This is a genomic window from Nocardia vaccinii NBRC 15922, from assembly GCF_001613305.1.
Classification (GTDB): domain Bacteria; phylum Actinomycetota; class Actinomycetes; order Mycobacteriales; family Mycobacteriaceae; genus Nocardia; species Nocardia vaccinii.
The window spans coordinates 37308-62650 of sequence record NZ_BDCC01000067.1 but is presented as its reverse complement, the minus strand read 5'-3'; the positions used below and the strand labels follow the sequence as shown (position 1 = coordinate 62650).

22 protein-coding genes are annotated in these 25343 nt (G+C 66.7%); 12 read left to right on the top strand and 10 right to left on the bottom strand.

The window, feature by feature from the left end; genetic code table 11:
- The 5 genes from NV1_RS34920 to NV1_RS34900 all read right to left on the bottom strand — a co-directional run bounded on the left by NV1_RS34920 (position 1) and on the right by NV1_RS34900 (position 6646).
- Positions 1-858 (bottom strand): amidohydrolase family protein, encoded by an 858-nt coding sequence (locus tag NV1_RS34920; protein WP_067901582.1) that lies wholly within the window; start codon positions 856-858, stop codon positions 1-3.
- Positions 859-861: 3 nt separating this feature from the next.
- The gene (locus NV1_RS34915; RefSeq protein ID WP_067901579.1) at positions 862-2517 is read right to left on the bottom strand and encodes an AMP-binding protein; all 1656 of its coding nucleotides are present in this window, start codon (positions 2515-2517) and stop codon (positions 862-864) included.
- A gap of 64 nt (positions 2518-2581) precedes the next feature.
- Positions 2582-3790, bottom strand: coding sequence for an amidohydrolase family protein (locus NV1_RS34910; RefSeq protein ID WP_067901576.1), 1209 nt, complete (start codon positions 3788-3790; stop codon positions 2582-2584).
- A 110-nt stretch (positions 3791-3900) separates the two neighbouring features.
- Entirely contained in the window at positions 3901-5397 is a 1497-nt protein-coding gene (locus NV1_RS34905) for an acyl-CoA carboxylase subunit beta (RefSeq protein ID WP_067901575.1), read from the bottom strand.
- A gap of 13 nt (positions 5398-5410) precedes the next feature.
- Positions 5411-6646: a cytochrome P450 gene (locus NV1_RS34900; RefSeq protein ID WP_067901572.1), complete on the bottom strand. Its 1236-nt coding sequence runs from the start codon at positions 6644-6646 to the stop codon at positions 5411-5413.
- 148 nt (positions 6647-6794) lie between these two features.
- On the opposite strand from NV1_RS34900, the gene NV1_RS34895 reads away from it, so the two are divergent.
- From NV1_RS34895 to NV1_RS34880, 4 genes are all read left to right on the top strand, one after another.
- Positions 6795-7580, top strand: a complete 786-nt coding sequence (locus NV1_RS34895; protein ID WP_067901569.1) for a coniferyl-alcohol dehydrogenase — start codon at positions 6795-6797, stop codon at positions 7578-7580.
- A gap of 159 nt (positions 7581-7739) precedes the next feature.
- Complete coding sequence (locus tag NV1_RS34890) at positions 7740-8921, top strand: cytochrome P450 (protein WP_084526230.1); 1182 nt, start codon at positions 7740-7742, stop codon at positions 8919-8921.
- Between the two features lie 204 nt (positions 8922-9125).
- Positions 9126-9935 (top strand): enoyl-CoA hydratase/isomerase family protein, encoded by an 810-nt coding sequence (locus NV1_RS34885; protein ID WP_245714087.1) that lies wholly within the window; start codon positions 9126-9128, stop codon positions 9933-9935.
- A complete protein-coding gene (locus NV1_RS34880) occupies positions 9932-10699 on the top strand; it encodes a TetR/AcrR family transcriptional regulator (RefSeq protein ID WP_067901561.1) in 768 nt (255 codons plus the stop codon). The genes NV1_RS34885 and NV1_RS34880 overlap by 4 nt, the downstream gene beginning before the upstream one ends.
- A 30-nt stretch (positions 10700-10729) precedes the next feature.
- Here NV1_RS34880 and NV1_RS34875 read toward each other — a convergent pair whose 3' ends face one another.
- Complete coding sequence (locus NV1_RS34875; RefSeq protein ID WP_067901557.1) at positions 10730-11623, bottom strand: enoyl-CoA hydratase/isomerase family protein; 894 nt, start codon at positions 11621-11623, stop codon at positions 10730-10732.
- A 182-nt stretch (positions 11624-11805) separates the two neighbouring features.
- On the opposite strand from NV1_RS34875, the gene NV1_RS34870 reads away from it, so the two are divergent.
- From NV1_RS34870 to NV1_RS34860, 3 genes are read left to right on the top strand one after another with little or no spacing between them, the layout of a single operon-like run.
- Positions 11806-12609 carry an enoyl-CoA hydratase/isomerase family protein gene (locus NV1_RS34870; protein WP_067901553.1) on the top strand — a complete coding sequence of 268 codons (804 nt, stop codon included), beginning with the start codon at positions 11806-11808 and terminating at the stop codon, positions 12607-12609.
- Positions 12594-14114, top strand: coding sequence for a class I adenylate-forming enzyme family protein (locus NV1_RS34865; RefSeq protein ID WP_245714086.1), 1521 nt, complete (start codon positions 12594-12596; stop codon positions 14112-14114). The genes NV1_RS34870 and NV1_RS34865 overlap by 16 nt, the downstream gene beginning before the upstream one ends.
- Entirely contained in the window at positions 14111-15295 is a 1185-nt protein-coding gene (locus NV1_RS34860) for an acyl-CoA dehydrogenase family protein (protein ID WP_067901550.1), read from the top strand. The genes NV1_RS34865 and NV1_RS34860 overlap by 4 nt, the downstream gene beginning before the upstream one ends.
- Here NV1_RS34860 and NV1_RS34855 read toward each other — a convergent pair whose 3' ends face one another.
- From NV1_RS34855 to NV1_RS34845, 3 genes are all read right to left on the bottom strand, one after another.
- On the bottom strand, positions 15296-16969 hold the full coding sequence (locus tag NV1_RS34855; protein WP_245714085.1) for an acyl-CoA synthetase: 1674 nt from the start codon (positions 16967-16969) through the stop codon (positions 15296-15298).
- A gap of 106 nt (positions 16970-17075) precedes the next feature.
- A complete protein-coding gene (locus tag NV1_RS34850) occupies positions 17076-18500 on the bottom strand; it encodes an aldehyde dehydrogenase family protein (RefSeq protein WP_067901642.1) in 1425 nt (474 codons plus the stop codon).
- An 85-nt stretch (positions 18501-18585) separates the two neighbouring features.
- On the bottom strand, positions 18586-19047 hold the full coding sequence (locus tag NV1_RS34845; protein WP_084526218.1) for an NAD-binding protein: 462 nt from the start codon (positions 19045-19047) through the stop codon (positions 18586-18588).
- A 280-nt stretch (positions 19048-19327) separates the two neighbouring features.
- On the opposite strand from NV1_RS34845, the gene fabG reads away from it, so the two are divergent.
- The 4 genes from fabG to NV1_RS34825 all read left to right on the top strand — a co-directional run bounded on the left by fabG (position 19328) and on the right by NV1_RS34825 (position 23667).
- Positions 19328-20056 (top strand): 3-oxoacyl-ACP reductase FabG, encoded by a 729-nt coding sequence (gene fabG, locus NV1_RS34840; protein WP_067901543.1) that lies wholly within the window; start codon positions 19328-19330, stop codon positions 20054-20056.
- Between the two features lie 80 nt (positions 20057-20136).
- On the top strand, positions 20137-21348 hold the full coding sequence (locus NV1_RS34835) for an acetyl-CoA C-acetyltransferase (RefSeq protein ID WP_067901540.1): 1212 nt from the start codon (positions 20137-20139) through the stop codon (positions 21346-21348).
- Between the two features lie 40 nt (positions 21349-21388).
- Complete coding sequence (locus NV1_RS34830) at positions 21389-22579, top strand: acyl-CoA dehydrogenase family protein (RefSeq protein WP_067901538.1); 1191 nt, start codon at positions 21389-21391, stop codon at positions 22577-22579.
- Between the two features lie 209 nt (positions 22580-22788).
- Positions 22789-23667 (top strand): TetR/AcrR family transcriptional regulator, encoded by an 879-nt coding sequence (locus tag NV1_RS34825; RefSeq protein WP_084526226.1) that lies wholly within the window; start codon positions 22789-22791, stop codon positions 23665-23667.
- A gap of 45 nt (positions 23668-23712) precedes the next feature.
- Here the strand turns inward: NV1_RS34825 and NV1_RS34820 are convergent, their stop codons facing one another.
- The gene (locus NV1_RS34820) at positions 23713-24387 is read right to left on the bottom strand and encodes a hotdog family protein (RefSeq protein ID WP_067901533.1); all 675 of its coding nucleotides are present in this window, start codon (positions 24385-24387) and stop codon (positions 23713-23715) included.
- 104 nt (positions 24388-24491) lie between these two features.
- On the opposite strand from NV1_RS34820, the gene NV1_RS34815 reads away from it, so the two are divergent.
- Entirely contained in the window at positions 24492-25310 is an 819-nt protein-coding gene (locus NV1_RS34815) for an enoyl-CoA hydratase/isomerase family protein (protein WP_084526216.1), read from the top strand.
- Positions 25311-25343 lie beyond the last annotated feature (33 nt).

Here is a 25343-nt window from a genome sequence, read left to right as displayed (position 1 = left end):
CTATGCCTCCTCGTTCCGGCGCACCTCGGCATGGGCGGTTCGGTCGGCGAAAAAGAATTCCTGGGCGTTGTGGTAGAGGTAGTTGTCGAGTACGTCGTCCGGCAGTTCCAGTGCGAGCGCCTCGGGGACTACCCGGCGCATGCGTAGCACCGGCCAGTCGGAGCCGAAGATCACCTTCCGCTCACCTCTGGTCCGCATGAAATGAATCAAGCTCTCCGGCAGCCGCTTCGGCGACCACGCCGAGGTCATCAAGCGCAGGTTGTCGTACTTCATCAGCAGCCGAATCGCGATGTCCCACCACGGATCCGCACCGTGAATCATGCACAGCCGCAGTTCCGGGAAGCGGTAGCACACCCGGTCCAGATAGATCGGATTCTGTACCTCGCCCGGAATCGGCGGGCCGGGCAGGCCGGTATTCATGCACAGCGGCAGATTCATTTCCGCGCATTTGTAGTACAGCGGGTAATAGGCCGCGTCGGTCGGCGGGTACTGCCCGTCGCCCCAGAAGCTCGGGCCCGCCGTCGTGTACACCACCGGAAGGTCGCGAACCAGCGAGTCGAGTTCGCGCAGGGAGGCGACCGGATGCAACAGGTCGACCCCGTTGATCGCCAGCGAGAATCGGTCCGGACGTTCCTCGGCGAATTTCAGCGCGGTCGTCGACGGCCTGGCCATCGAATACATCAGCACGGCCTTCTCGACGCCGTGGGCGTCCATTTCGTCGAGCAATTCGCCGAGTTCGACCTGCGCGTACAGCGACGCCGGCCCCTTGAAATAATCGTCGCGAACCCGCAACATCCAGCCCGGCTGCTCACGCTCGCCGAAGTGCACATTGACCAGACCGTCGATCACCCTGCGCATCTGTCACGCTCCAATTTCTCGAGACATATCCGCGGCGTCGTCGCGAGCATCCGGGGCGCTGTTGCCCACCTGCCGCGCCGCCCAGCGGTAGTCGGGCTTACCGTTGCCGAGCCGCCGGATCTCGCTCACGAAGACGATCGCCTTCGGAACCTTGAATCCGGCCAGCCGGGTTTTGCAGGCGGCACGCAACCGTGCCTCGCTGGGGCTGCCGGGGGACTCGCCGCACACCAGCGCGACCACCTCCTGGCCCCAGCGCGGGCTCGGCCTGCCCACTACCAGCGCATCGCTGATGCCCGGATGGGCGCGCAGGATCGCTTCGACCTCCTCGACGAACACCTTCTCGCCGCCGGTGTTGACGACCAGCGCATCCCGGCCGAGTAACCGCAGATTTCCGTCGCCGTCGAGGGTGGCCCGATCCCCCGGAATCGCCACGCGCACCCCATCGATTTCGGGAAAAGTGCGCTCGGTGGCCTCCTGGTCGTCCAGATAGCCCAGCGGCACCCGGCCGATGCGCGCCGCCCAGCCGACTTCCGTCTCCCCGGGGGCCAGAAACCTCGTCCGATCACGCGATACCACGGTGCCGCCGGGCATCGGCGCGAACGCGTCGATCTCGGCGCCGCGGGTGCTGCGTCCGAACCCCATGCCTCCGGTTTCCGAGGACCCGTATCCTTCGACGACGTACGCGTGCGGAATCCGTTCCAGCAGTTCGTGTTTGTAGACCTGATTGGTCGCCGCCCCGCCCGTTCCGATGGCGAGCAGCGCCGACAGGTCGTAGGAGCGTTCCCGCAGGGCACGTACCAGCGGTCCGGCATACGCGTCGCCCACGATCGTCATCAGCGCCGCCCGCTCACGCTCGGCGATAGCCAGCGCGAGGTGCGCGTCGAAGCGCTCGGCGTCGTCGTAGAGCAGGATGGTCTGCCCGGACAGCAGGCCGGCGAAGGCAGTCCAGATCCCGGCCGCATGCGACAGCGGGGAGGCCGCGAACCAGACGTGACCGGTCATCCTCGCGAGCTCGTGCAGCGGGCCCGCCGACTCGTGGTCGGCGCCGTTCATCGACGAAACATACATATCGCCCTGCCGCCACAGCACCCCCTTGGGCCGCCCGGTGGTGCCGCCGGTGCACAGGATCACCAGATCGTCCGGGGAGGTGTCGATGATCGTTCCGGCAGCTCCCTCGGAAATGGCATGTTCGGCGGTGACCGCACCGGCGAGTTCGGTTGCGCCGCTGCCGTCCTCGACCGAGATCAGCAGTTCCACGCCGACCGGCGCGGCCTCGGCGACCACCGGGCCGAAACCGCGGTGGTACACGATGCCCCGAGGGCGCAGATGAGCGAGCAGATCGCGCACCTCGCGCGCCGTGTAGTGCGGGTTGACGTTGACCGGTACGACGCGCGCCTTCAGGCAGCCGATCATCACGTCGAGATACTCGGCGTTGTGCATCAGCAGGGCGACGCGATCCTGGCCGCATTCCCAGCGCCGCAGTCGCGCACGCGGAATATGTGCGCCGAATCCACGCTGCGCCAGGAAATTCGCGAATCGGCGGGTGCGCACCGCCGCCTCGGCGAAACTCCGGCGGCGGTTCCCGCAGATGGTCATCGTCCGATCGGGCACCGCGGACGCGATCGCGTCGAAGACGGCCCCGATACTCCATTCGGTCAACGAAGCCCTCCCCGATCACGGTCGCCCACCGCTCGAGCACACATCGGCTGCGGTCCTCTCGCGGCTATCGCGCGGCCGCGGCGACGGGGACGCCGAGAAACTCCAAGGCGTTGTCCCGCATGATCTTTCGAACATCCGCGGCATCGAATCCGGTCAGCTCCTCGGTGAAGGACACCGGCTCCTCCAAGCCCTCGCCGTGCGGCCAGTCCGATCCGAACAGGATGCGCTCGACCCCGATCACCTCGGCCAGCTCGAGCAGATCGTCCTCGTAGTACGGCGCGACCCAGACATGCTCGCGCAGCGTGTCGACCGGATCGTTCGGGAACGATCTCGGAGATTGGTTGGCCAGCTTGCGCATTCGCTTGCTCAGCCGGTGCACGAAATCCGACCCGTTCTCGATGCTGGCGACCCGCAGGGCGGGGTGCCGATCGAAGACGCCGTGGATGATCAGCGAGGCCATGGTGTCGTGGATGGCGCGGTCGTCGACGAGGATCTTGTCCAATGCGTCGCCGGGCCCGCCGAACGGCTCGAAGGTGTCCTTACCGCCCCACATGGCGGCGATCTTCAGGTAGCCGCTGTCGCCGAGATGGAAGGCGACCGGCACGCCGGCCTCGGCGAGCCGCGCCCAGACCGGATCGTGGGCGCCATCCCCGAGCGAACGTGGTTTGGCAGCACCCGGCACGGGCGCGGGCCGGATGTGTACCACCCGCGCGCCCCGGCCGAGCACGAATTCGATCTCTGCCACCGCCGCCGCCGGGTCGGCCAGCGAAATCATCGGCGCCGCGACGATCCGGTGGCCGGAACGGTCGAACCCCCAATCTTCGTCGAGCCACAGGTTGAAGGCGTGCAGCGAGGCCACGGTCGCCTCGACATCGCCCTTGAGGGCCTCCTCGACGCCGCAGCCGAAGGTCGGGAACATGACGATCGTCTCGATGCCCTGCTTGTCGACCACCGCCGCCCGCGCATCCCGATCGCGATACTCCGGTCGCAACTCGAGGCTTTCCACCTTCATCAGCGTCGCCGGATCGACGCCCTCGGGCACCTGCCCGCGGAACATCAGATCCAGGCAGCCTGGCACGATGATCGGATCGAAGGTGGGATTCGGGATGAAACGGTTCACCCGGTCCCCGATGATCGCGGTGTGATACTTGCCGTCTCGGACGATCCGCACGCCGCGCCGGCGAAACTTTCTGTCCAGGTGCCGAGTGAACGCGTCCAACGGTTCGTAGTAGTGATTGTCGACATCGATCGCTTTGTAGTCGAGCGTGGTCATCGCTGTCCTTTCATGCGCCCGAAACCTTCTGCCGCAAGCCTGATAGATATGTCTACTGTATACCTTTCAGTATCGGACCGCGCAAGGTCCGCGCGCCCGCTCCGGCTTTGTCAGGGCACGATCACCGAGCGCGCTACCGGCTCGGCGGGGGCCTGGCGCGCATACATCGCTCGCTGCAGCGACGACAAGAGAGCATTGCGGGTCTCGGCGGGGCTGATGAGTTCGTCGAAGCCCATATGCTCGGCCGAATGATAGGACGCCCGCAGTTCCATCTCGCGCAGCGAGGCCGCGAGATCCTGTTCGGCGTTGGACGCGCTGCTCAATGCCGCGGCACTCATGGCGCCCATGGTCGCGCCGGGATAGGCGAAGGTTCCGACCTGGTTGTCGAAGCTGATCAGCGACATGACCATGGAACCGAACCCGTACGCCTTACGCAGCGTCACATGCAGCTTGAGAGTCGTCGCCACGGTTTGGGCGACGAACATCCGTGCACCACTGCGTAACACGCCGTCCAGCTCCGATTCACTGCCGGGCAGCATGCCCGGGTTGTCCGCGAGGAAGACGATCGGCAGATGGAAGGCGTCGGCAACCGCGATGAAATGCGCGGCCTTGTCCGCGGCATCGGCGTCGATGGAGCCGGCCAGCACCTGCGGCTGATTGGCCACGACAGCAACCGGATGACCGCCGAGATGTGCGAGCGCGCAGATGATCGCTCGCCCGAACTCCGGCTGCACTTCGAACCAGTCCGCACTGTCGAAGACCGTATCGAGCACCGTGCGCATATCGTAGGTCCGCCGATTGTCCCGGGAGATGATCTCCAGCAGCTCCGGAGTGCGGCGCGGACCGGTCGACCCGTCGAGCGCCGACGACGGCGGGTACGACCAGGCGCTGGGCGGGAAATAGGACAGGTAGCGGCGGATTTCGTCCAGCACCGCCTCGTCGCTGTCGGCGAGATTGTGGATCAACCCACTCGGCAGCGCCACATCCGGGCCGCCGAGGTCCTCCTTCGAAATATCCTCGCCGGTAGAGACTTTCACCACCGGCGGGCCGGCAGTGAAGATCGCGCCGTGCGCGCTCATGATCGCGAAATCCGACACCGGTGCGATCAATGCACCATGGCCCGCGGAGGCGCCGAGCACGCCCGTCACCATCGGCACCTTGCCCGAACACCGCGCTTGGGCCAGTAGATCGGTCGGGGTGCGCCCGTAGTGGTCGCCGCTGGGCCGAAAACCCGCACCCTCCAGCAACATCACCAGCGGAACCCGGTTGCGAACCGCGAGCTCGGCCAGGCGATAGCGCTTGGAATTGCTACCCGGGGCGATACTGCCGGCCAGGGTGGTGAAATCCTCCGCGCCCACCATCACCGGCGAGCCTTCGATCAATCCGGAGCCGGTGACGATCGCGTCCGCGGCGACCTCGCCGCCCACCAGCGTCCCGAACTCCTGAAAGGTGCCCGGGTCGAGCAGGTGCTCGATCCGGGCTCGCGCGTCCAGCTTGCCCTTGTCGCGATGTCTGGCGACCCGCTCCGGGCCGCCCATTTCATGCACGCGTGCCCTGCGCCGCTCGAGATCGCTGAGCGTGTCGTCCCAGGTCTGTGAATTGGTCATCTGCCCCTGCCCGTCAGACCAGCGAGTAGCGAATCGGCAGGTGTTTGAGGCCGCCCACGAATGTCGTCGCCGTGAGCTCGGGGGCGCCGTTCAGTTCGATGGACCGCAGCCGCGGCAGCAATTCGGAGAAGAACTTGTTGATCTCCATCCGCGCCAGTCCCGCGCCGAGGCAGAAGTGCACGCCGAACCCGAAGGCGACGTGTTTGTTCGGCTCGCGCCCGATATCGAACCGGAACGGCTGGTCGAAGGCGTCCTCGTCGCGATTGCCCGACGCGTAGGACAGCAACAGCGAATCGCCCGCCGATATCGGCACTCCGTTGACGGTGGCGTCCTGGGCGGCGGTGCGCATGAACGCCTTGACCGGAGTGACCCAGCGAATGATCTCCTCGGTCGCCTGCGGCATCCGATCGAGGTTGTCGCGCAGGCGTTCTCGCTGATCCGGGTGCTCGATCAAGGCGCGCAGGCCGCCGGAGATACTGCTACTGGTCGTATCGTGCCCGGCCGTGGCGATGATCGCGTAGTAGGACATGGTGTCGATATCCGACAGCGGCTCGCCGTCGATCCGGGCGTTGGCAATTGTCGAACCCAGGTCACCGGTGGGGCGTTCGCGCCACTGCGCGGTCAGATTCTGGAAGTACTGGAACAGTTCGACCAGGGAATTCATCGCCTCGTCGGACTGCTCGCTCCGTTTCAATTCGTCGTCGTCACTGCCCATGAGTTCCTGGGTCAGCTTCAACATCAGCGGAAAGTCCGCCTCGGGAACGCCGAGCAGCGACATGATCACATACAGCGGGAAGTTGACCGCGACCTCCCGGACGAAGTCGCATTCCCCGCCGGCGTCACGCATGTGGTCGACGTATCGCTTCGCGAGTTGCTCGATGCGCTCACCCATCGCCTTCATCGCCTTGGGGCTGAACCAATCGGCGGCGATCGCGCGAACGACACGGTGCTGCGGGTCGTCCATGTGGATCAGGGTACGAATCCCCACCGCGGCTTGCATGTCGTCGGAGGCGGCCGTCATCAGCACCGGCCGTGGCCAATTGGTGAACAGTCGATCCGCCCGTTCGACCGCCAGGATGTCGGCGTGCTTGGTAATCGCCCAGAACGGCTTGTAGCCGGGCACCTCCACCCTGGAAACCGGCGCCTTGGCACGCAATTCGGCCAAGGCCGCGTGCAGTGTCACCTCGTCGGTATAGCACCGGGGATTCGCCAATACCTTCGCGGCGTCGTCGACGATCGGCATGCTCATGAGCGACTCTTTCGATCTGCGGGTCTTCATGTTCACCAGCCCGTTACGCACGCGCAGCGGTCCGTTGTCGCGGCCACTAGAGTGCTTTATAGTGACCCTTACTGTCAAGCATTCTATAACTGACCGCGACGACGGAACGGTGGTATTCATGGGATCCGATCAACGCAGGATCGTCGTGGTCGGCGCGGGCTCGGGCATCGGCGCCGCGACGGCCGCGCACTTCCACCACAACGGTGATCACGTGCTCGCCATCGATCTGCGCCCCAACGACACTCCGGCAGCGCGGCACGAGCAATGCGATCTGCGCGCCCCCTCGGCCGTCGCCGCCCTGCTGGAGCGCATCGAACCGGGCTGGGATCTGCTGGCCCACATCGCCGGCATCCCGGGCACCGCGCCGGCCGCCGATGTCCTGAAGGTGAACTACCTCGGCATGCGCCTCATGGTCGAGGGCATGCTGCCGCGATTGCGCCACGGCGGGGCGATCGTGACCGTGGCCTCGGTAGCGGCACTCGGCTGGCAGGAGCGCGTGGCGGCGCTGTCGGACCTGCTCGCGACGACCGACCCGGACGAGGTGGAGCGCTGGCAGGCGAGCCAGGATCCGGACTATCCGGTGTACAGCACCTCGAAACAGGCCGCGATCATCTTCGCGAAACGGCTCGCGCCGACGGCTTGGCGGAAGTTCGGCATCCGGGTGAACACGGTGAGCCCGGGCCCCACCGAGACCCCGATCCTGGCCGACTTCGAGGCCTCCATGGGCAAGGACGTGCTGGATACGGTGGCGGCCACGGTCGGACGGCACGCCACCGTCGACGACATCGTGCCCGTCATCGCCTTCTTGGGATCGCCGCAGGCCCGTTGGATCAACGGCCAGGACCTCCATGTCGACGGCGGATTCGTCGCTCCCCTGGTCGCCGGCCCGCCCATTCAGCTGTAGCGAGGGCGGCCTACCCGCCACCCGAAAGCGGTACGGACAACCAGGATTCGCCTGCCAGCGACATATACTGTAGGTATTACAGTAACTAATTCCGCCGGATTTGCGCGAACGACAACATCGAGGTGAGCTGTGGACATCCCGGTTCAGGACCAATCAGCGATGGCGGGCGACACCCTGGACCTACGCGACCCCTATCCGTACTTTGCCGCCAAGCGGCGTGCGGGAGCCGTGTTCCACGGGACGGTCATGGACTACTCCAAGACCCCGGAAAATCTGCGTCCCTCCGATTCCTATGCCGCGGTTTCCTATTCGGCAGTCAGTGCCGCCCTGCGCAACAACCGGGTGTTCAGTTCGAAGCTCTACGACTCCACCATCGGGACGTTCATGGGCCCGACCCTGCTGGCCATGGACGGCGCCCGGCACCGCGCACACCGTGGGCTCGTGTCCACCGCCTTCCGGCCCCAGTCCTTGTTGCGCTGGGAACCGGAGATCGTGCGGCCGGTCTGCGATGCGCTGATCGACGAATTCGCCGAGCGCGGCAGTGCCGACCTGGTCGAGGAGTTCACCTTCGAATTTCCGACCCGGGTCATCGCGGCCCTGCTCGGCCTGCCGGAGGAGGATCTGCCGTTCTTCCGCCAAGCGGCGGTGGCGATCATCAGCTACGCCGACAAGGTGCCGCGGGCGCTGCGGGCATCGAACGAACTGAAGGAATATTTCACCGGGCAGATCGAACTGCGGCGCGGCAATCCGACCGACGACATCATCAACGACCTGGTCACGGCTGAGATCGACGGCGAGAAGCTGACCGACGAGGCCATCTATTCCTTCCTGCGCCTGCTGCTGCCGGCCGGCCTGGAAACCACCTACCGATCCTCCGGAAACCTGCTCTACCTGCTGCTGAGCCACCCCGAGCAGTTCCGGGCCGTGCAGCGGAACCGCGATCTGCTGCCGCAGGCGATCGAGGAGGGGCTGCGCTACGAGACGCCGCTGACCTTGGTCCAGCGCTACGTCACCGAAGATACGCACCTGGCGGACACCGCCATTCCCGCAGGCGCGGTCCTGGACCTGTGCCTGGGTTCGGCCAATCGCGACGAGAACCGCTGGGAGCGGCCGGAGGAATTCGACATCTTCCGCACCCATATCCCGCACATCAGCTTCACCGCGGGTGCGCACACCTGCCTGGGACTGCATCTGGCCCGGATGGAAACCCGCGTCGCGATGGAATGCCTGTTCGACCGGCTCACCGACTTCACCCTGCAGTCCGATGGCGATCCGCACATCTTCGGTCAGCCCTTCCGCTCGCCCAACACCCTGCGGGTCAGCTTCGATGTCATCTCCTGACCGTCGGCCGGACCGGCGCCGGGTCTGCTCCCGCCACCTGTCGTCTCGGGATTCCAACCGCCTCGGACGCCGTTGGGCCATCGGTGGCCACACCGAAAGCGTCCCGCTCGCCGCGGGATTCGACGCTCTCGAGATCGGCGACCCGCGCGAAGCGCGCACCATAGGCCCCTCCGCGGGCGATTCCGGACATGAAAGGACGACACAGTGACAGATCGAGCGGAAACCCTGTTGCACCACCGATCCGAAGGCGTACTGACGCTGACGCTGAACCGCCCGGCGCTGAAGAATGCGATCAACACACAGCTGTGGGATGAGCTGGGCAGGGCCCTGCATGCGGTCGCGCGAGGTGACGACGTCCGCGCGGTGGTCGTCACCGGAGCAGCCGGAAACTTCTGTTCCGGCGCGGATATCTCCGATGCCGCTGGGGCGCAGGGGTTTTCGGATCCGAGCCGGATGATCCGCGCCATCAACGACGTGATCCAGCAACTGCACGACCTACCGGTGCCCACCCTCGCGAAGGTGCGCGGCGTGGCGGCCGGCGCGGGCTGGAATATCGCCCTCGGCTGCGACCTGGTGGTCGCCACTCCCGATGCCCGCTTCTGCCAGATCTTCACCAAACGGGCCCTGTCCCCCGATTGCGGCGGCAGCTGGCTGCTGCCCAAACTCGTCGGCCTGCAACAGGCCAAGCGCCTGACCCTGCTGGCCGAGACGCTCCAGTCGGACGAGGCACAGTCGCTCGGTCTGGTTACCTGGGTCCAGCCCGAGGAGTCGATCGATTCGTTCGTCGACGGTATCGCCGCCCGGCTCGCCGCCGGACCGCCGCTGGCACTGGCACAGACCAAAGCGCTGGTGAACAACGGCGCCGACCGCACCCTGCGGGACGCACTCGCCGACGAGTTGCGCGCGCAGACGATCAACCTGTCGGGCGCGGATGTCATCGAGGCGTTCGCGGCATTCGCGGAGAAACGTGATCCGGTCTTCACCGGGGCCTGGGGTGCGGGAGGTCGGCCATGACGGCCAAACGCGTTGCGGGACAGAAACGCCCGCGCCGAGAGCGCGGCTTGCTCAACCCCGAGGACATCATCGGCGGCGCGTTCGAGCTGGCACAGGAGGTCTCCATCGACGGGCTCAGCATGCCGCTGCTCGGCCGGCATCTGAATGTGGGCGTCACCAGTATCTACTGGTACTTCCGCAAGAAGGACGACCTGCTCAACGCGATGACCGATCGCGCGCTGCGGCTCTACGTCTACGCCATCCCGTTTCCCTATGTGCAAGCCTCGAATTGGCGGGAGAGCCTGATCAACCACGCCCGCACCATGCGACGCATATTCCTGGACAATCCGATCCTGTGCGATCTGATACTGGTGCGCTCGGCACTGAGCCAGCACGCGGTCCGGGTCGGCGCCGATCAGGTCGAGCGGACGGTGGCCAGTCTGGTCGATGCCGGACTCTCGGTCGAAGAAGCCCTCCACACCTATTCCGCGATCAATCTCCACATCAGCGGATCGGTTGTGCTGCAACGGCTCTACGACAAGAACCGGGAGTCCGGCGGCGCTCACCGCGCCTATTACGACAGCATCCTGATCGAGGGCGAAACCACCCCGCTGCTCGCCGAGGCGATGGCCGAAGGGCTGCGCTCGGGAGCACCTGACGAACACAACTTCGAATATGGGTTGCGGTGCATCCTCGACCACACCGGCCGTTTGATCGAACGCAACCAGGCGAACCGCAGTGAAACCGGCGTCCCGCCCCGAGCCAACGGTGCGGCAGCCACCTGAAGCAACGGCTGCCGCACCGTATCCGGCCCGCTACCGCGGATCCGGCTCCGGGACATGGAAGTGCTCGTCACGCAACCGGAACGCCTCGTTGGTGCCGTGCTCGGCACGGGTCTTCACGAAGTTGAACTCCCCCGGAGAGAACTGCAGATTGGTGCCGAAGGCGTGGAAAAGATAGCTGGCCACTTCTTCACCCTGATAGGCCTGACTCTGCTCCACCAACCGGAACGCCTCCTTGGCGATCACCACGCCGTCGGCGGGCATCTTCGCCGCCTTCTCCGCCCAGTACCGGGCGCGCGCACCCACCGCGGCCGGATCGCAGACCTCGGTGAAGATGCCGAGCCGCTCGATCGCGCTCACCTCGACGATGTCGCCGGTGAGCAACAGCCGGCGGGCCAGGACCGGACCGAGCCGGTGGAAGAACATGTGCAGACTGCCCAGCGCGGGTCCGAGGAAGCGGACCGCGGGCATTCCGACCCGGGTGTCGCGGGCGATCACCGAAATATCTGTCATCAGCGCCATTTCGAAGCCGCCGCCCAGGGCGTAGCCACTGATCTCACCAACGGTGACCTTGGGAAAGCCCATGAAGTTGTGGTAGAAGCCGAAGGATTTGCGATCGACGGTGAGGCGGCGGCGCTGGCTGGGCCGGCCCCGCTCCGGCTTGTCGCTGTCAGCGCGTTCCCCGTACCAGCCGTACGCGTTGTTCATATCCGCTCCGGTACTGAATACGCCCTCGGCGCCGCGCAGCAGGACCACGACGATGTCGTCGTCCTCGGCGACCTCGTCCAGGTAGCGGGCGAGGCCGTCACGCATGGCCGCGTCGTAGGAGTTGCGCCGGGCGGGGTTGTTCAGCGTGAGGGTGGCGATCCGGCGGTCGGGATCCACCTCGTAGAGAACGCGCCCGCCGGCGGTACTGGAACTGCTCATCGGGTTGCCTCTTCCTGGTTCATCACACGGCCTGGTGGGCGGTTCGCACCATTGCCGGGAGCTGACGGTATTATCTACTGTATATGTAACAGTATCGGCGTACACAACGATATCGTGACCACGCTCGCGGCGGTGCGGACGCCGCCGCACCCATTGCCCGGCCAGCCTGTGAAGGAATCTCCATGCCGTTCGACACCATCGAATACCGCGTCGACGGGCATACGGCCACAATCACCCTCAACCGCCCGGACGCACTCAACGCGCTGAGCCCGCACATGATCACCGAACTCCGGGCCGCCTATGCCGAGAGCGGGAACGACGACAAGATCTGGACCGTCGTCGTAACCGGCACCGGCCGTGCCTTCTGCACCGGCGCCGATGTCAAGGCCATCCCCGGTGACGGCAAGGTGATCAACGAACGGCCGTATCTGTCCAGCTATGAACAGTGGGAGGCGCCGCAGGAGGGCACCCCGCCGTTCCGGACCATGACCAAACCGGTTCTGGCCGCGATCAACGGATTGTGTTGTGGCGCTGGACTGGACTGGGTCACGACCGGAGATATCGTCATCGCCTCCGAGCGTGCGCAATTCTTCGACCCCCACGTCAGCATCGGTCTCGTGGCCGGGCGCGAGGCCGTGCGACTGTCCCGGGTGCTGCCGCGAACCGTCGCGCTGCGGATGGCATTGCTGGGCAAACACGAGCGGATGGACGCCCAGCGAGCGTACGAACTGGGAATGATCACCGAGATCGTCGCGCACGAGCGACTGCTGGAACGTGCGCACGAGATCGCCGGCATCGTCAATTCCAATGCGCCCCTTGCCGTTCGCGGCACCCGGCTGGCGATCGTCAAGGGCCTGAACGTGCCGCTGCACGAGGCGGAGATGCTCGCCGAATCGTTCCGCGAGCGGGTGACCCGCACCGAGGACGCGCTCGAGGGCCCGAAGGCCTTCGTGGAGAAGAGGACACCGCAATGGCAGTGCCGATGAGCCGCACCACCCATGCACTCAGCCGCCGGATAGCCGACACCCTGGCGCTGCGACCGGATGCCCCCGCGATCGAATACGAGCAGCAGTGGGTCAGCCGACGCGAACTCGGCGTTCTCGCCCGTCGGATCCGCGCGTTCGTCACCGCGTATCCGCTGGGCCGTCGCGAAGTCGGCATCCTGCTGCGCAACCGACCCGAACATGTCGCGGCCCTGCTCGGGGTGCTGCTGGGAGGCGGGACCGTCGTGGTGATCAATCCTTCGCGCGGCGATGAGCGCACTCGTGCCGATATCGCCGCGCTGCGGCTACCGCTGATCATCGGCGCCTCCGACGACCTGGCCGAACTGGTCACCGCGGCCCCGGGTACGGCAACCTTGGTGATCGAGGGTACGGTCGCCGAACCCCGGCTACACACGACGCCCGTACCCCGCGCCCGAACCGGCACGACGCCGTCCGATGTGGCGGTCCGCATGCTCACCAGCGGCACCACCGGACCGCCCAAACGCGTCGACATCACCTACGACATGTTGGCGCGCAGCGTCATCGGGCCCGATCCCGAGAACGCGCCCGCCCCGACACACCCACGGACGGGAATCGCCATCGTGAACGCACCACTGGTGCACATCGGCGGCGTATTCCGGATTCTGCAGTGCATCGCCGAGGCCCGCCCGTTCGTCCTGCTGCCGCGTTTCCGGCTCGAACAGTGGGCTCGTGCCGTGCGCAGCCATCGCCCCGGGGCCGTATCCCTGGTCCCGGCCGCGGTACGCACCGTCCTGCATTCGGAGCTCACCCGCGACGACCTGTCCAGCATCCGGGTGGTCACCTCGGGCACCGCACCACTGTCCGCCGAGGACGCCGACGCGTTCTACGAGAAATTCGGAATCCCGGTGCTGACCTCCTATGCCGCAACCGAATTCGGCGGCGGTGTGGCCGGATGGACCCTCGCCGACCACCAGCGATACTGGCGGGACAAACGCGGCAGCGTCGGACGCGCCACCGGCGGAGCACGGCTGCGCGTGGTCGACGAGGACGGCGCGGAGTTGCCGGCGGGCCGGCCCGGACTGCTCGAGGTCGCACCCGGTCAATTCGGCCCGTCCGCGAACTGGATGCGCACCACCGATCTGGCCCGCATCGACGCGGACGGATTCCTGTGGATCCTCGGCCGCGCGGACCAGGCCATCATCCGCGGCGGTTTCAAGATCATGCCCGACGATGTGCGCACCGCGCTGGAAAGCCATCCGGCCGTGCTGGGCGCCGCTGTCGTCGCCCGGCCCGATCCGCGCCTCGGCGAGGTTCCGGTCGCGATGGTCGAACCGGCGGACGGCTCGGCCGTCGACGCCGCGGCGCTGCTCGGTTATCTCCGAGACCGATTGGCCCCCTATGAGATTCCCGCCGAGATCGCCGTCGTCGCGGTCATCCCGCGCACCCCGTCGGGCAAGGCGGATCTGGCAGCGGTGCGGGCGCACTTCGGCAGCGCGGTACCGGCCGCGAGGAGGCATTGCCCATGACGAGCACGTCCACCGGAGCCGACGTCATCACCCCGGATGACTTCCGCGTAATTCTCGACCAGACAAGGGATTTCGTCCGATCGGTGGTGATGAAGCGGGAGCAGCGGATCGCCGAGGACGACCGCGTGCCGGCCGAGATCGTCGAACAGGCCAAGGCGATGGGGTTGTTCGGCTACGCCATCCCACAGAAATGGGGCGGTCTGGGGCTGAATCTGGCCCAGGATGTGGAATTGGCGATGGAACTCGGATACACCACGCTCGCGCTGCGATCGTTGTTCGGCACCAACAACGGGATCGCCGGTCAGGTCTTGGTCGGCTTCGGCACCGGCGAACAGCAGGCGACCTGGCTCGAGCGCATCGCCTCCGGCGAGGTCGTGGCCTCGTTCGCGCTCACCGAATCCGGCGCCGGATCGAACCCGGCATCCCTGCGCACCGCTGCCCGACGCTCGGGCGAGGACTGGATCATCAACGGGGAGAAGCGATTCATCACCAACGCGCCGGTGGCGAATCTGTTCGTGGTGTTCGCCCGGACCCGCCCGGCCGACAACGCCGGTCCCGGTATCTCGGTATTCCTGGTACCGGCCGACGCACCGGGTGTGCAGGTGGGTCCCGAGGATCGCACAATGGGACAGGAGGGAGCGTGGACGGCCGAGGTCCGGTTCTCCGACGTTCGGGTCGGCCCCGAGGCACTGGTGGGCGGTCGTGAGGATATCGGCTATCGGGCCGCGATGACCTCGCTGGCCCGCGGCCGGGTACATATCGCCGCACTGTCGGTCGGTACCGCGCAGCGGGCACTCGACGAGTCGGTGGCCTATGCGGCGACCGCCACCCAGGGCGGCACACCGATCGGTGAATTCCAGCTGGTACAGGCGCATCTGGCCGACATGCAGACCGGTGTCATGGCCGGACGGGCACTCGTGCGCGACGCCGCGCGGGCGTGGGTCACCGGTGCGGACCGTCGCATCGCCCCCTCGGCAGCGAAGCTGTACTGCACCGAAATGGTCGGTCGCGTGGCCGATTCCGCGGTGCAGATCCACGGCGGCACCGGCTATATGCGCGGGGTGCCCGTCGAGCGGATCTATCGCGATGTCCGGCTGCTGCGACTCTACGAGGGCACCAGTGAGATTCAGCGCCTCATCATCGGCGCCCGGCTGATCGGCAACGCCCGCACGGGCCGGTAGTCAGTTCGCGGCAACCGCCTGATCACGCGCCCACCGGTAGTCCGCCTTACCTACCGGACTGCGCACGATCTCCGGCCGGAACAGCACCGCCTTGGGCAGCTTGTAGCGTGAAAGCGACTGCGCGGCATGTACGATCAGCTCTTCGGCGGTCGGTTCGGCGCCCGCGGCCGGTGCCACGATCGCCACCACCTCCTGCCCCCACCGCTCGCTCGGCCGGCCGACCACCACGACATCGGCGACGCCCGGATGCGAGGAGATCGCCACCTCGACCTCCTCCACGAAGATCTTCTCCCCGCCGGAGTTGACCGTCACCGCGTCGCGGCCGAGCAGTTCGATGGCGCCGTTCGCCAGATGCCGTGCCCGGTCCCCCGGCAGTACGAAGCGGACCCCGCCGATGGCCGGAAAGGTCTTGGCGGTCTTGGCCGCATCCCCTTTGTATCCCAGCGGCGTGAAACGTTTCTGCGCCAGCCAGCCGATGCCGTCGTGGCCGGGTTCCAGTACCGCACCGAGATCCTCGGCGACCACACAGGTGTCGACGCCGGCGGCGAAGGTGCCGGAGGAGACGAAGCCCGCCGCCGACACATGGTGCATCTGAGCACCGGTCTCCGACGCGCCCACGGCATCGAACACCACGAGGCCCGGAACGGCTTGGATCCAGCGCTGTTTCAGCGCCGGACTCAGCACGGCGCCGCCGCTGGCCAAAGCAACCATGCAGGACAGATCCGGCTTGCTCGCCTCCACCTCGGCCAGTAGCGGACGCGCCACCGCATCGCCGACCACGATCACCACCCCGGCGCGCTCGCGCTCGATGGTGCGTACCACGTCCTCGGCGTCCAAGCGGTCGACCACCGACGGAAAGACGATGGTCTGCCCCGTGGTCATGGCGGTCAGGAACGCCCATTGCGCCGCGCCGTGCATCAGGGGCGGGAGAATCAGCAGATTCACCCCCGGATTCGCCGCCGCCCGCGCACCCACCTCGGCGGCGGATTCGACCACCGCGCCGGTTTCGTTGTTGCGGCCACCGCAGCCGGCCATATAGATGTCGTACTGTCGCCACAGCACGCCCTTCGGCATACCGGTCGTCCCGCCGGTGTACAGCACGTACAGATCGTCGGGGCTCGGCTCCGGCAGCGATCGCGGTTCGGTCCGCGTGATCGCGGTCTCGTAATCGATTGCGCCGTCGAGCAATTCGTTACCCGAATCGTCGGCGATCTGGATCAGCACCCGCAACTGCGGAAGTTCCGGAAGTACCTGCGCGAGTATGGGCGCGAAGGCGGCGTGATAGACGAGCGCGGTGGCGCCGGCGTCGGTGAGCAGATGCCGCAGTTCGGCGCCGACGTACCGGTAGTTCACGTTGAACGGCGCCACCCGCGCCCGGAACGCGCCGATCGTGGCCTCGATGTACTCGTTGCCGTTGTAGGCAAGGACGCCGAGCAGATCCTGGCCCACCTCGTGACCGGCGAGCTCGGAACGCTCGATGTGACAACCCAATCCGCGGCTGTGCAGATAGGTCGCCAACCGCTTGGACCGCTCGGCGATCTGCGCATAGGTGAAGCGCCGGTCCCCGCGAACCACCAGGTCCCGGTCCGGCAGCGCCGCCGCCGCGGCATCGGCCGCCGCCACGATCGTCAGGGTTGATGCCGAGGTCTGGGCATCGGTCACGGACTGAGACAACGGAGGCTCCTTCGGTTGTCCGCCGCGCGAACGCGAGCGAAAGTCGTCGACTGCGAATACTTCTGCACGCGCCGAGCATCGGCCGGTCCGTGCGTTCGGCGGCCACTCATGGATTCAAGCGGCGATGAGTGCGCCGGCAGGCCAGGCGCAGCGCCATATCGATGCCACGCCGCAGCCCGCCACCGAACGGCGGGGCGGCCAACGCGGTGACGACGAACGGCAGATCGGTACCGACCACGGTGCGGTAGTGGGTGAAGGTGTCGAAACCAGCCTTGCCCCGATAGGCGCCCATTCCGCTCTCGCCCACGCCCCCGAACGGCGCGTCCTCGGGAAACATGTTCAGCGCGAAGTCGTTTCGGGAGACGCCGCCGCTGCGGGTACGGCGCACGAATTCGCGGAATTCCGCGCCGTCGGGCCCGTACCAGTACGCGACCAGAGGTGCCGGACCGGCATTGAGCGCGGTCGCGACCTCACCCGGCGTCGAATACGGGCGTACCACCAGGACCGGGCCGAAGACCTCCTCGGTGGCGATGGCCATCTCGTCGGTGACGTCGCGAACGATGGTCGGGGCGATCTTGCGCAGGCTGGGATCCGGCGGCTTCTCGCCGAACGGAACGACCTCCTCGACACACGCGCCACGTGCCCGCGCATCGTCGACGAGGCCGATGACGCGGTCGTAGTTGACCTGATCGACACAGGCCGTGTAGTCGTCGTTGCCCGCGATATCGGGGACCAAGTCGCGGAAGGCCGCGCGCGCCGCCGCCACGAAGGCGTCGACCCGCTCGTGCGGGACGAAGACGCAGTCCGGGCTCACACAGACCTGCCCGCCATTGACCAGACGGGCCCGCGCGATCCGCGCCGCGGCCCGGCCCAGGTCGGCATCCGGCGCCACGACCACCGGGTTCTTCCCACCGAGTTCGAGGGTCACCGGCACCAGATTGGCCGCCGCCGCGCGCTGGACCAGTCGGCCGACCCGGGTGGAGCCGGTGAAGAACAGGTGGTCGAACGGCAATGCGGAGAACGCGGCGGCGATATCCGGTCCGCCGGTGACCACCGCGAGTTCGGCCGGGTCGAAGTAGCTGGGCGCGAGCGTGTGCGTGAGCTCCGCGGTGTGCGCGGTGATCTCCGACATCTTGATCATGACCCGGTTACCGGCGGCGAAGGCCGCCGCGGCGGGGGCCACGATCAATTGCAGCGGAAAGTTCCACGGCCCGATGATGCCCACCACACCCAGCGGGGTCGGTTGCACCTGGGCGCGTATACCGTACAGGCGCGCAAGGGGTTTCGGATTTCGCGGACGCATCCATCGGTCGATATGGGAACGGGTGTGCTCGATCGTGGTCAGCATGCCCAGGACTTCGGCGAACAGGACGCCGGTTCGTGACCGGGTGCCGAAATCACGAACCAGGGCGTCGACGTATTCGTCGAGGTTGTCCAGCACCATGGCCAGCAGGCGATCGATGCGGTTGCGCCGTACCGCGGCCGAGGGCGGGCCCTCCTCGAAGTGGGCCCGTCGCTGCAGGTGCAGCAGCGCCGCGGCGTCGGTGCCGCCCGATACCGTGGCATCGTCGGCTCGCCCGATGGTCTCGCTGTTCATCCGTGCCGCCTTCCGGTGTTCAGCCGAGTTCGAGCGGGCCGTCGTGGATCACCGAGCCCAGCTGCCCCAGCTCCAGGCCGGCATCGGCCGTCGCCGCGAGGCAGGCCGCCACATCCTTGCGCAGGAACGGCGCGGCCAACTGCTGGAATCTATCCAGCCCGCCGGTACGCCGGATCGACTCGGCGGCGTAGCTTCGACCACTGCATGCCAGCAGCGCCGACAGCAGATCCCGCGACTCGATTCCCAGGCGCCGACCGATATCGGCGGCCGCGGCGACCAATTGCGCATTCGCGGCGAACAACGCGTTGTTCACCAGTTTCACACTCAGCGCACTGCCCAGGGGGCCGGTCGCCACGATCGTACCGGCGTAGGACTCCAGTACCGGGCGCACCGCCCGCACCGTATGTCCCGCGCGCAGCAGCCGGAAAACCATCGGCTCCCCCATCTGCCCAGCGCCTGAAAACCCGACGACCTGCGACATCCGCACTCCTCAGCAGCCTTCGCCCCGGCGGCACAACACTCCGGCGAAGGCGTGGCAGTGATACATCCAGTAAGGCAAACTGTAACATCAACAGCCGTATCTGTGCCGAAGAATTCCAGAACTGGACACAGCCCCGCACGGGGCCTTGCGGGATCGGCCTCGCGGTCCATAAAGTGCGTTCCACCACGCTACCGCCGCCGCGATCGCGGTCGATCTCGGTTCCACCCAGTACTGACGGACCACCCAGTACCGACAGTCCGATCCCGGAAGGGGTTTCACCATGTCGCTGCTCGAAGGTCGCGTCGCGGCCGTCACCGGAGGCGCACAGGGCATCGGCTTCGCCATCGCCGAGACGTTCCTGCGCGAAGGCGCCCGGGTCGTCGTCGGCGATCTGAATCCCGGTGAGGTGCAGGACAAGTTGGGAAAGGACCGTGTCCGTGCGGTGCCCTGCGACGTCACCCGCGCCGCCGATGTCGAGGCGCTCCTGGACACCGCACGCACGGAGTTCGGCCCCATCGACATCATGGTCAACAACGCCGGCATCACCCGCGACGCCACCATGCGGAAGATGACCGAGGACGAATTCGATCAGGTGATCGCCGTCCATCTCAAGGGCACCTGGCATGGAACCCGGTTGGCGGCGGCGATCATGCGGGAGCATGGACGCGGAAGTATCGTCAACATCTCGTCGTTGTCGGGCAAGGTCGGTATGGCAGGTCAAACCAACTACTCCGCGGCCAAAGCCGGAATCGTCGGGCTGACCAAGGCCGCGGCCAAGGAAGTGGCGCGATATGGCGTGCGAGTCAACGCGATTCAGCCCGGCCTGATCCGCACCCCCATGACCACGGCCATGCCGGAGAAGGTATGGGAGCAGAAAATGGCCGAAATTCCGATGGCACGCGCGGGTGAGCCCGCGGAGGTCGCGAATGTCGCGCTGTTCCTGGCCTCGGAGCTCTCGTCCTATCTGACCGGCACGACGCTGGAAGTGACCGGCGGACGGTTCATGTGAGCGAGTGGATACCGCACACCGGAAAGTCCGTCACCCATACCTGATCGGCCGGTGCATACCTTTATCCAGGAGAATGATCCATGCGTGAGGCAGTCATCTGCGAACCCGTCCGCACCCCCATCGGGCGCTACGGGGGCATGTTCCGCTCGCTGTCCGCGGTGGAACTCGGCGTCACCGCGCTGCGTGGGTTGCTCGATCGCACCGGTATCGATCCCGGCATCGTCGAGGATGTGATCCTCGGCCACTGCTATCCCAACAGCGAAGCCCCCGCCATCGGCCGGGTCATCGCGCTGGATGCCGGACTGCCGACCACCGTCGGCGGAATGCAGATCGACCGACGTTGTGGTTCCGGTCTCCAAGCGGTGATCCAGGCCGTGTTGCAGGTCACCAGCGGGGCCAACGATGTGGTCGTCGCCGGCGGCGCCGAGAGTATGAGCAATGTCGCGTTCTACTCCCTGGATATGCGCTGGGGTGGGGCGCGGGGCGGGGTACGGGTACACGACGGTCTCGCCCGCGGCCGGGAAACCGCTGGGGGGCAACACTATCCGGTGCCCGGCGGCATGCTGGAAACCGCCGAGAATCTGCGGCGCACCTACGAGATCACCCGCGAGGAGCAGGATCGGCTCGCCGTACTGTCGCATCAGCGGGCGGTCGAGGCCGCGCGCACCGGCGCCAGCGCCGAACAGATCATCGCCACCGCCGTGCCGGCGCGCGGCGAACCGGAGCTCGTCGACACCGACGAACACCCGCGCGCGGACACCACGGTGGAATCCCTGGCCAAGCTGAAACCCGTTCGCGCGCGGATCGATCCGGAATCGACAGTGACCGCGGGCAACTCCAGCGGCCAGAACGACGCGGCCGCGATGTGCCTGGTCACCACCCGGGAAAAGGCCGAGCAACTGGGCCTCGCCCCGCTGGTCACGCTCAAATCGTGGGCGGTGGCCGGGGTGGGCCCCGAGGTGATGGGCATCGGCCCGGTACCGGCGACCGAGGCCGCACTGCGGCACGCCGGACTCACCCTCGCCGATATGGGCCTGATCGAACTCAACGAGGCCTTCGCCGCACAGGCGCTCGCGGTGCTGCGCGAATGGAAATTCGGCGAACAGGACCTCGAACGCACCAATGTGCACGGCTCGGGCATCTCGCTGGGCCACCCGGTCGGCACGACCGGTGTGCGGATGCTCGCCACACTGGCCCGCGAAATGCACCGACGGGACGTGCGTTACGGGCTCGAGACCATGTGCATCGGCGGCGGCCAGGGCCTCGCCGCGATCTTCGAACGAACGATATGAGCGGCCCATCGGGACGCACGACGACGGAACGGACACACACGTGAAACTCGCCCGAACCCACGGCCTGACCGACGCGCAGACCGAAATCCTCTCTGCCGTGCGAACTTTCGTGGACAGACAGATCATCCCGAATGCTCCCGAGCTGGAGCGGACCGACTCATACCCGCAGGAGATCGTGGACCGGATGGCCGAGATGGGGTTGTTCGGCCTGACCATCCCGGAGGAATTCGGCGGGCTCGGCGAATCCCTGCTCACCTACGCGCTGTGCGTGGAGGAACTCGCCCGCGGCTGGATGAGCGTATCGGGCGTGATCAACACACATTTCATCGTGGCCTATCTGCTCACCCACCACGGCACCGCCGAACAGCGGCGAAAGTTCTTGCCGCGCATGGCGACCGGCGAGGTGCGCGGCGCGTTCTCGATGTCGGAACCGGAACTGGGGTCCGATGTGGCGGCCATCAAGACCAAGGCGGTGCGCGACGACGCCGGCGACTACCGGATCAACGGTCGCAAGATGTGGCTCACCAACGGTTCGACGGCCAATCTCGTCGCCGTACTGGTCCGGACCGACGAAGGCCGCGAACGCCCGCACGAGAATCTCACCACCTTCCTGATCGAAAAGCCCACCGGACTCGGCACCGTCGCCCCCGGTCTGACCATCCCCGGCAAGATCCACAAAATGGGCTACAAGGGCATCGACACCACCGAACTGCTCCTCGACGACTACGTGGCGCCGGCCGATACCGTACTCGGCGGACAGCCGGGTCGAGGCTTCAAGCAGATGATGGACGGGGTCGAGGTGGGCCGGGTCAATGTGGCCGCGCGCGCCTGCGGAATCGGCCTGCGCGCCTTCGAGTTGGGCGCTCGTTACGCGCAGCAGCGTTCGACGTTCGGCAAACCCATCGTCGACCATCAGGCGATCGGATTCTCGCTGGCGGAAATGGCGACCAAGGTCGAGGCCGCCCATCTGATGATGGTCAACGCCGCCCGGCTCAAGGACTCGGGTGAGCGCAACGATGTCGCGGCCGGGATGGCCAAATATCTGGCCAGCGAATTCTGCAACGAGATCACGCAGGCCAGCTTCCGCATCCACGGCGGCTACGGCTATTCGACCGAGTACGAGATCGAACGGCTGATGCGGGAAGCGCCGTTCATGCTGATCGGCGAGGGAACCAGCGAAATCCAGAAGCGGATCATCAGCAAGGGTGTACTGCGCGACTACCGCGTGTGATCCGGGCGGCGACCGAGAGGGTATGACGGAACACCGTACTGTAAATACTACGAAAAGGTGCTTCACCGCACGCCGCGCCGCACCCGCGACGCGCCGATCGAAGGCCCGGCAGTAAGATTTACGGTTACCGGTACCATGGGCATTCCGCCGCATCTGGCGGCGGGTTCACGGACTCGAAGACAACGGATTTCACGGAGGTGGTCGCGATCATGGCGAAGCGGGCAGCCGCAGAGAAACGGCCGCGGCGTGAGCGCGGGTCACTCAATCCGGAGGACATCATCGACGGCGCCTTCGAACTCGCCGAAGAGGTATCGCTGGACAACCTGAGCATGCCGATGCTGGGCAAACATCTCGGTGTCGGCGTGACCAGTATCTACTGGTACTTCCGCAAGAAGGACGACCTGCTCAATGCGATGACCGACCGTGCGCTGCACCAGTACGCCACTTTCGTCACGCCGTTCGTGGAGGCCAGCGACTGGCGTGAATCATTGCGCCGACACGCGCGCACCATGCGGGAGACCTTCCTGCGCAATCCGATTCTCTGCGACCTCATCCTGATCCGGTCGGCGCTGAGCCCCGAGGCGGCGCAGTTGGGCGCGCGGCAGACCGAGCGGGTGATCGCCAACCTGATCGAGGCCGGCCTCACGCTCGTCGAGGCCGTGGACACCTACTCCGCTGTCCAGTTGCATGTGCACGGAACCGTTGTGCTGCAACGGCTCTACGACAAGAACAAGGAATCGGAGTCGGGCGCCAACGCGTACTACGAGCGCCTCACCATCTCTCCGGACACAACCCCACTGCTGGCGGAGGCGAGCGCCAAGGGGCTGCACAACGGAGCGCCCGACGACCGCAACTTCGAATACGGTCTCGACCGCATCCTGGAAAGCGCCGATCGGCTGATCGCCGCCGGAGCGAGCGGACGAACGAAGCGGGCGACCGCGCCGGCGAAGCGGACAGCGACCCAAAGCCCTACCCCGAAGGCGCCCGCCAAGAAAACCGCGGCGACGAAGAAAACCGTGACCGCCGGGAAGACTGCCGCGCGGAAATCACCAGCTACGCGTCGGTCGACCAAGCCTGCGGCGCAATAGGTATCGCAGTGCGCGGGCGGGCGGATGCGATCCGCCCACCTCGTCCTAGGTCGGCCCGCGCTCCCCGTAACGCGCGCCCGCCAGCGTGTCGGGCGCGGCGGCGACCGCCTCCACCACACCCGTACACAGCACGGTATCCCCGAGCAGCAGGCGGGCAGTCGAGGCGATGGACCGGTCCCCGGCCGATCGCTCGATGTCGAACAGCAGCTCGGTCGACAGCGGTGCGGGGCGACGATAGGTCACCGTCAGCGACCGCGTTTTACCCGCACGACCGACGGCGCAATTGTGTTGCTGGACGACGCAATCGAAGAACACGCCGAGGAATCCACCGTGTACCAGCCCGGGCGGACCTTCGAAGGGCACTGGGAAGCTCACCCGCCCGCCGGCTCGCACCGGATCTATCCGGTCGAATCGATACTCGGGGAAACAGGGGTTGTAGCCGCCGACATCGAAGGCGTGATCGAGATATATCCGCTGACTCCGATTCGCATCGTCGCCGACGCGTGGCGTGGTGTCCGACGGCGCCGTAGCCGATAGCGCGCTTTCCCATCGCGGCGCCATCGCGAGAAATTCGTCGACCGCGGTGTGCGGATTCTCCTGCGCCAGCATCAATCCGGTGAGCCGGCGTAACGCGGCTGCCGCCGCGCGGGTTTGTGCCAATGGCTGCGCGCCGAACCGGGCGCGCCCGGCGCCTCGGTCGGACCCCGGAAACTCCGGCATGGGCCCTCTTTCCTCTCCGGCGACTGTTCACCGCCTTTCGCATGACACTACGGTATCCTATACCGTATACATGACAGTATCCTCTGCGAGATACGGATGGAACAGTGAGTCGTGACACCGGAGCATCCTCCGCCGGCGCGGTTTCCGTGCGCCGGGAAGGCGCGGTCCTGCACCTGCTCATCGATCGTCCCGCGACGAGGAATTCGCTCAGCCCCCGGATGATCGACACTCTCGTGGCAACCCTGACCGACGCGGCCGGCGACCCGGAGTTGCGCGCCGTGCACCTGGGCGGCAGCGGCGCCGACTTCTGCTCCGGTGTGGATTGGGTAGCGAGCAACAACGCGGACCGGCCCCGGCCGCGCACCGGCGACCTGGTCCGGCGCATTCCGCACACCGCGCACCGGGTGATCGAGCTGCTGCACACCATTCAGCTTCCCGTGGTGTGCGGAGTGCGCGGCTGGGCGGCCGGCCTGGGCTGCAACCTGGCGCTGGCGGCCGACTTCACCGTGGCCGCCGACGACGCCGTGTTCTGGGAGCCCTTCGTCACCCGGGGCTTCAGTCCGGATTCGGGTTCCACCTGGCTGTTGCCCCGCCTGATCGGACTCACCCGGGCCAAGCGCATGCTGCTGCTCGGCGAGAAGGTCAGCGCCGCCGATGCGGCGGAGTGGGGCCTGATCGACCGCTGCGTACCCGCCGGCGATCTGCACGAGACCGTCGCCGCCTTGCTGGCCCAGCTCGCCGCGGGCCCCACGGTCGCGCTCGGACTGGCCAAGCAGGCATTGGCCTACGGTCAGCACGCCACCCTCGGCCAGTCGTTGCACCAGGAACTGTACGACCTCGAATTGTCCTGCCGTACCACGGATTTCAAAGAAGGGCTGACCGCGTTCCAGGAGCGGCGCACGCCGGACTTCCAAGGGCGCTGAGTATTTCCGGAGCGATCGAGTCACGAGGAATCA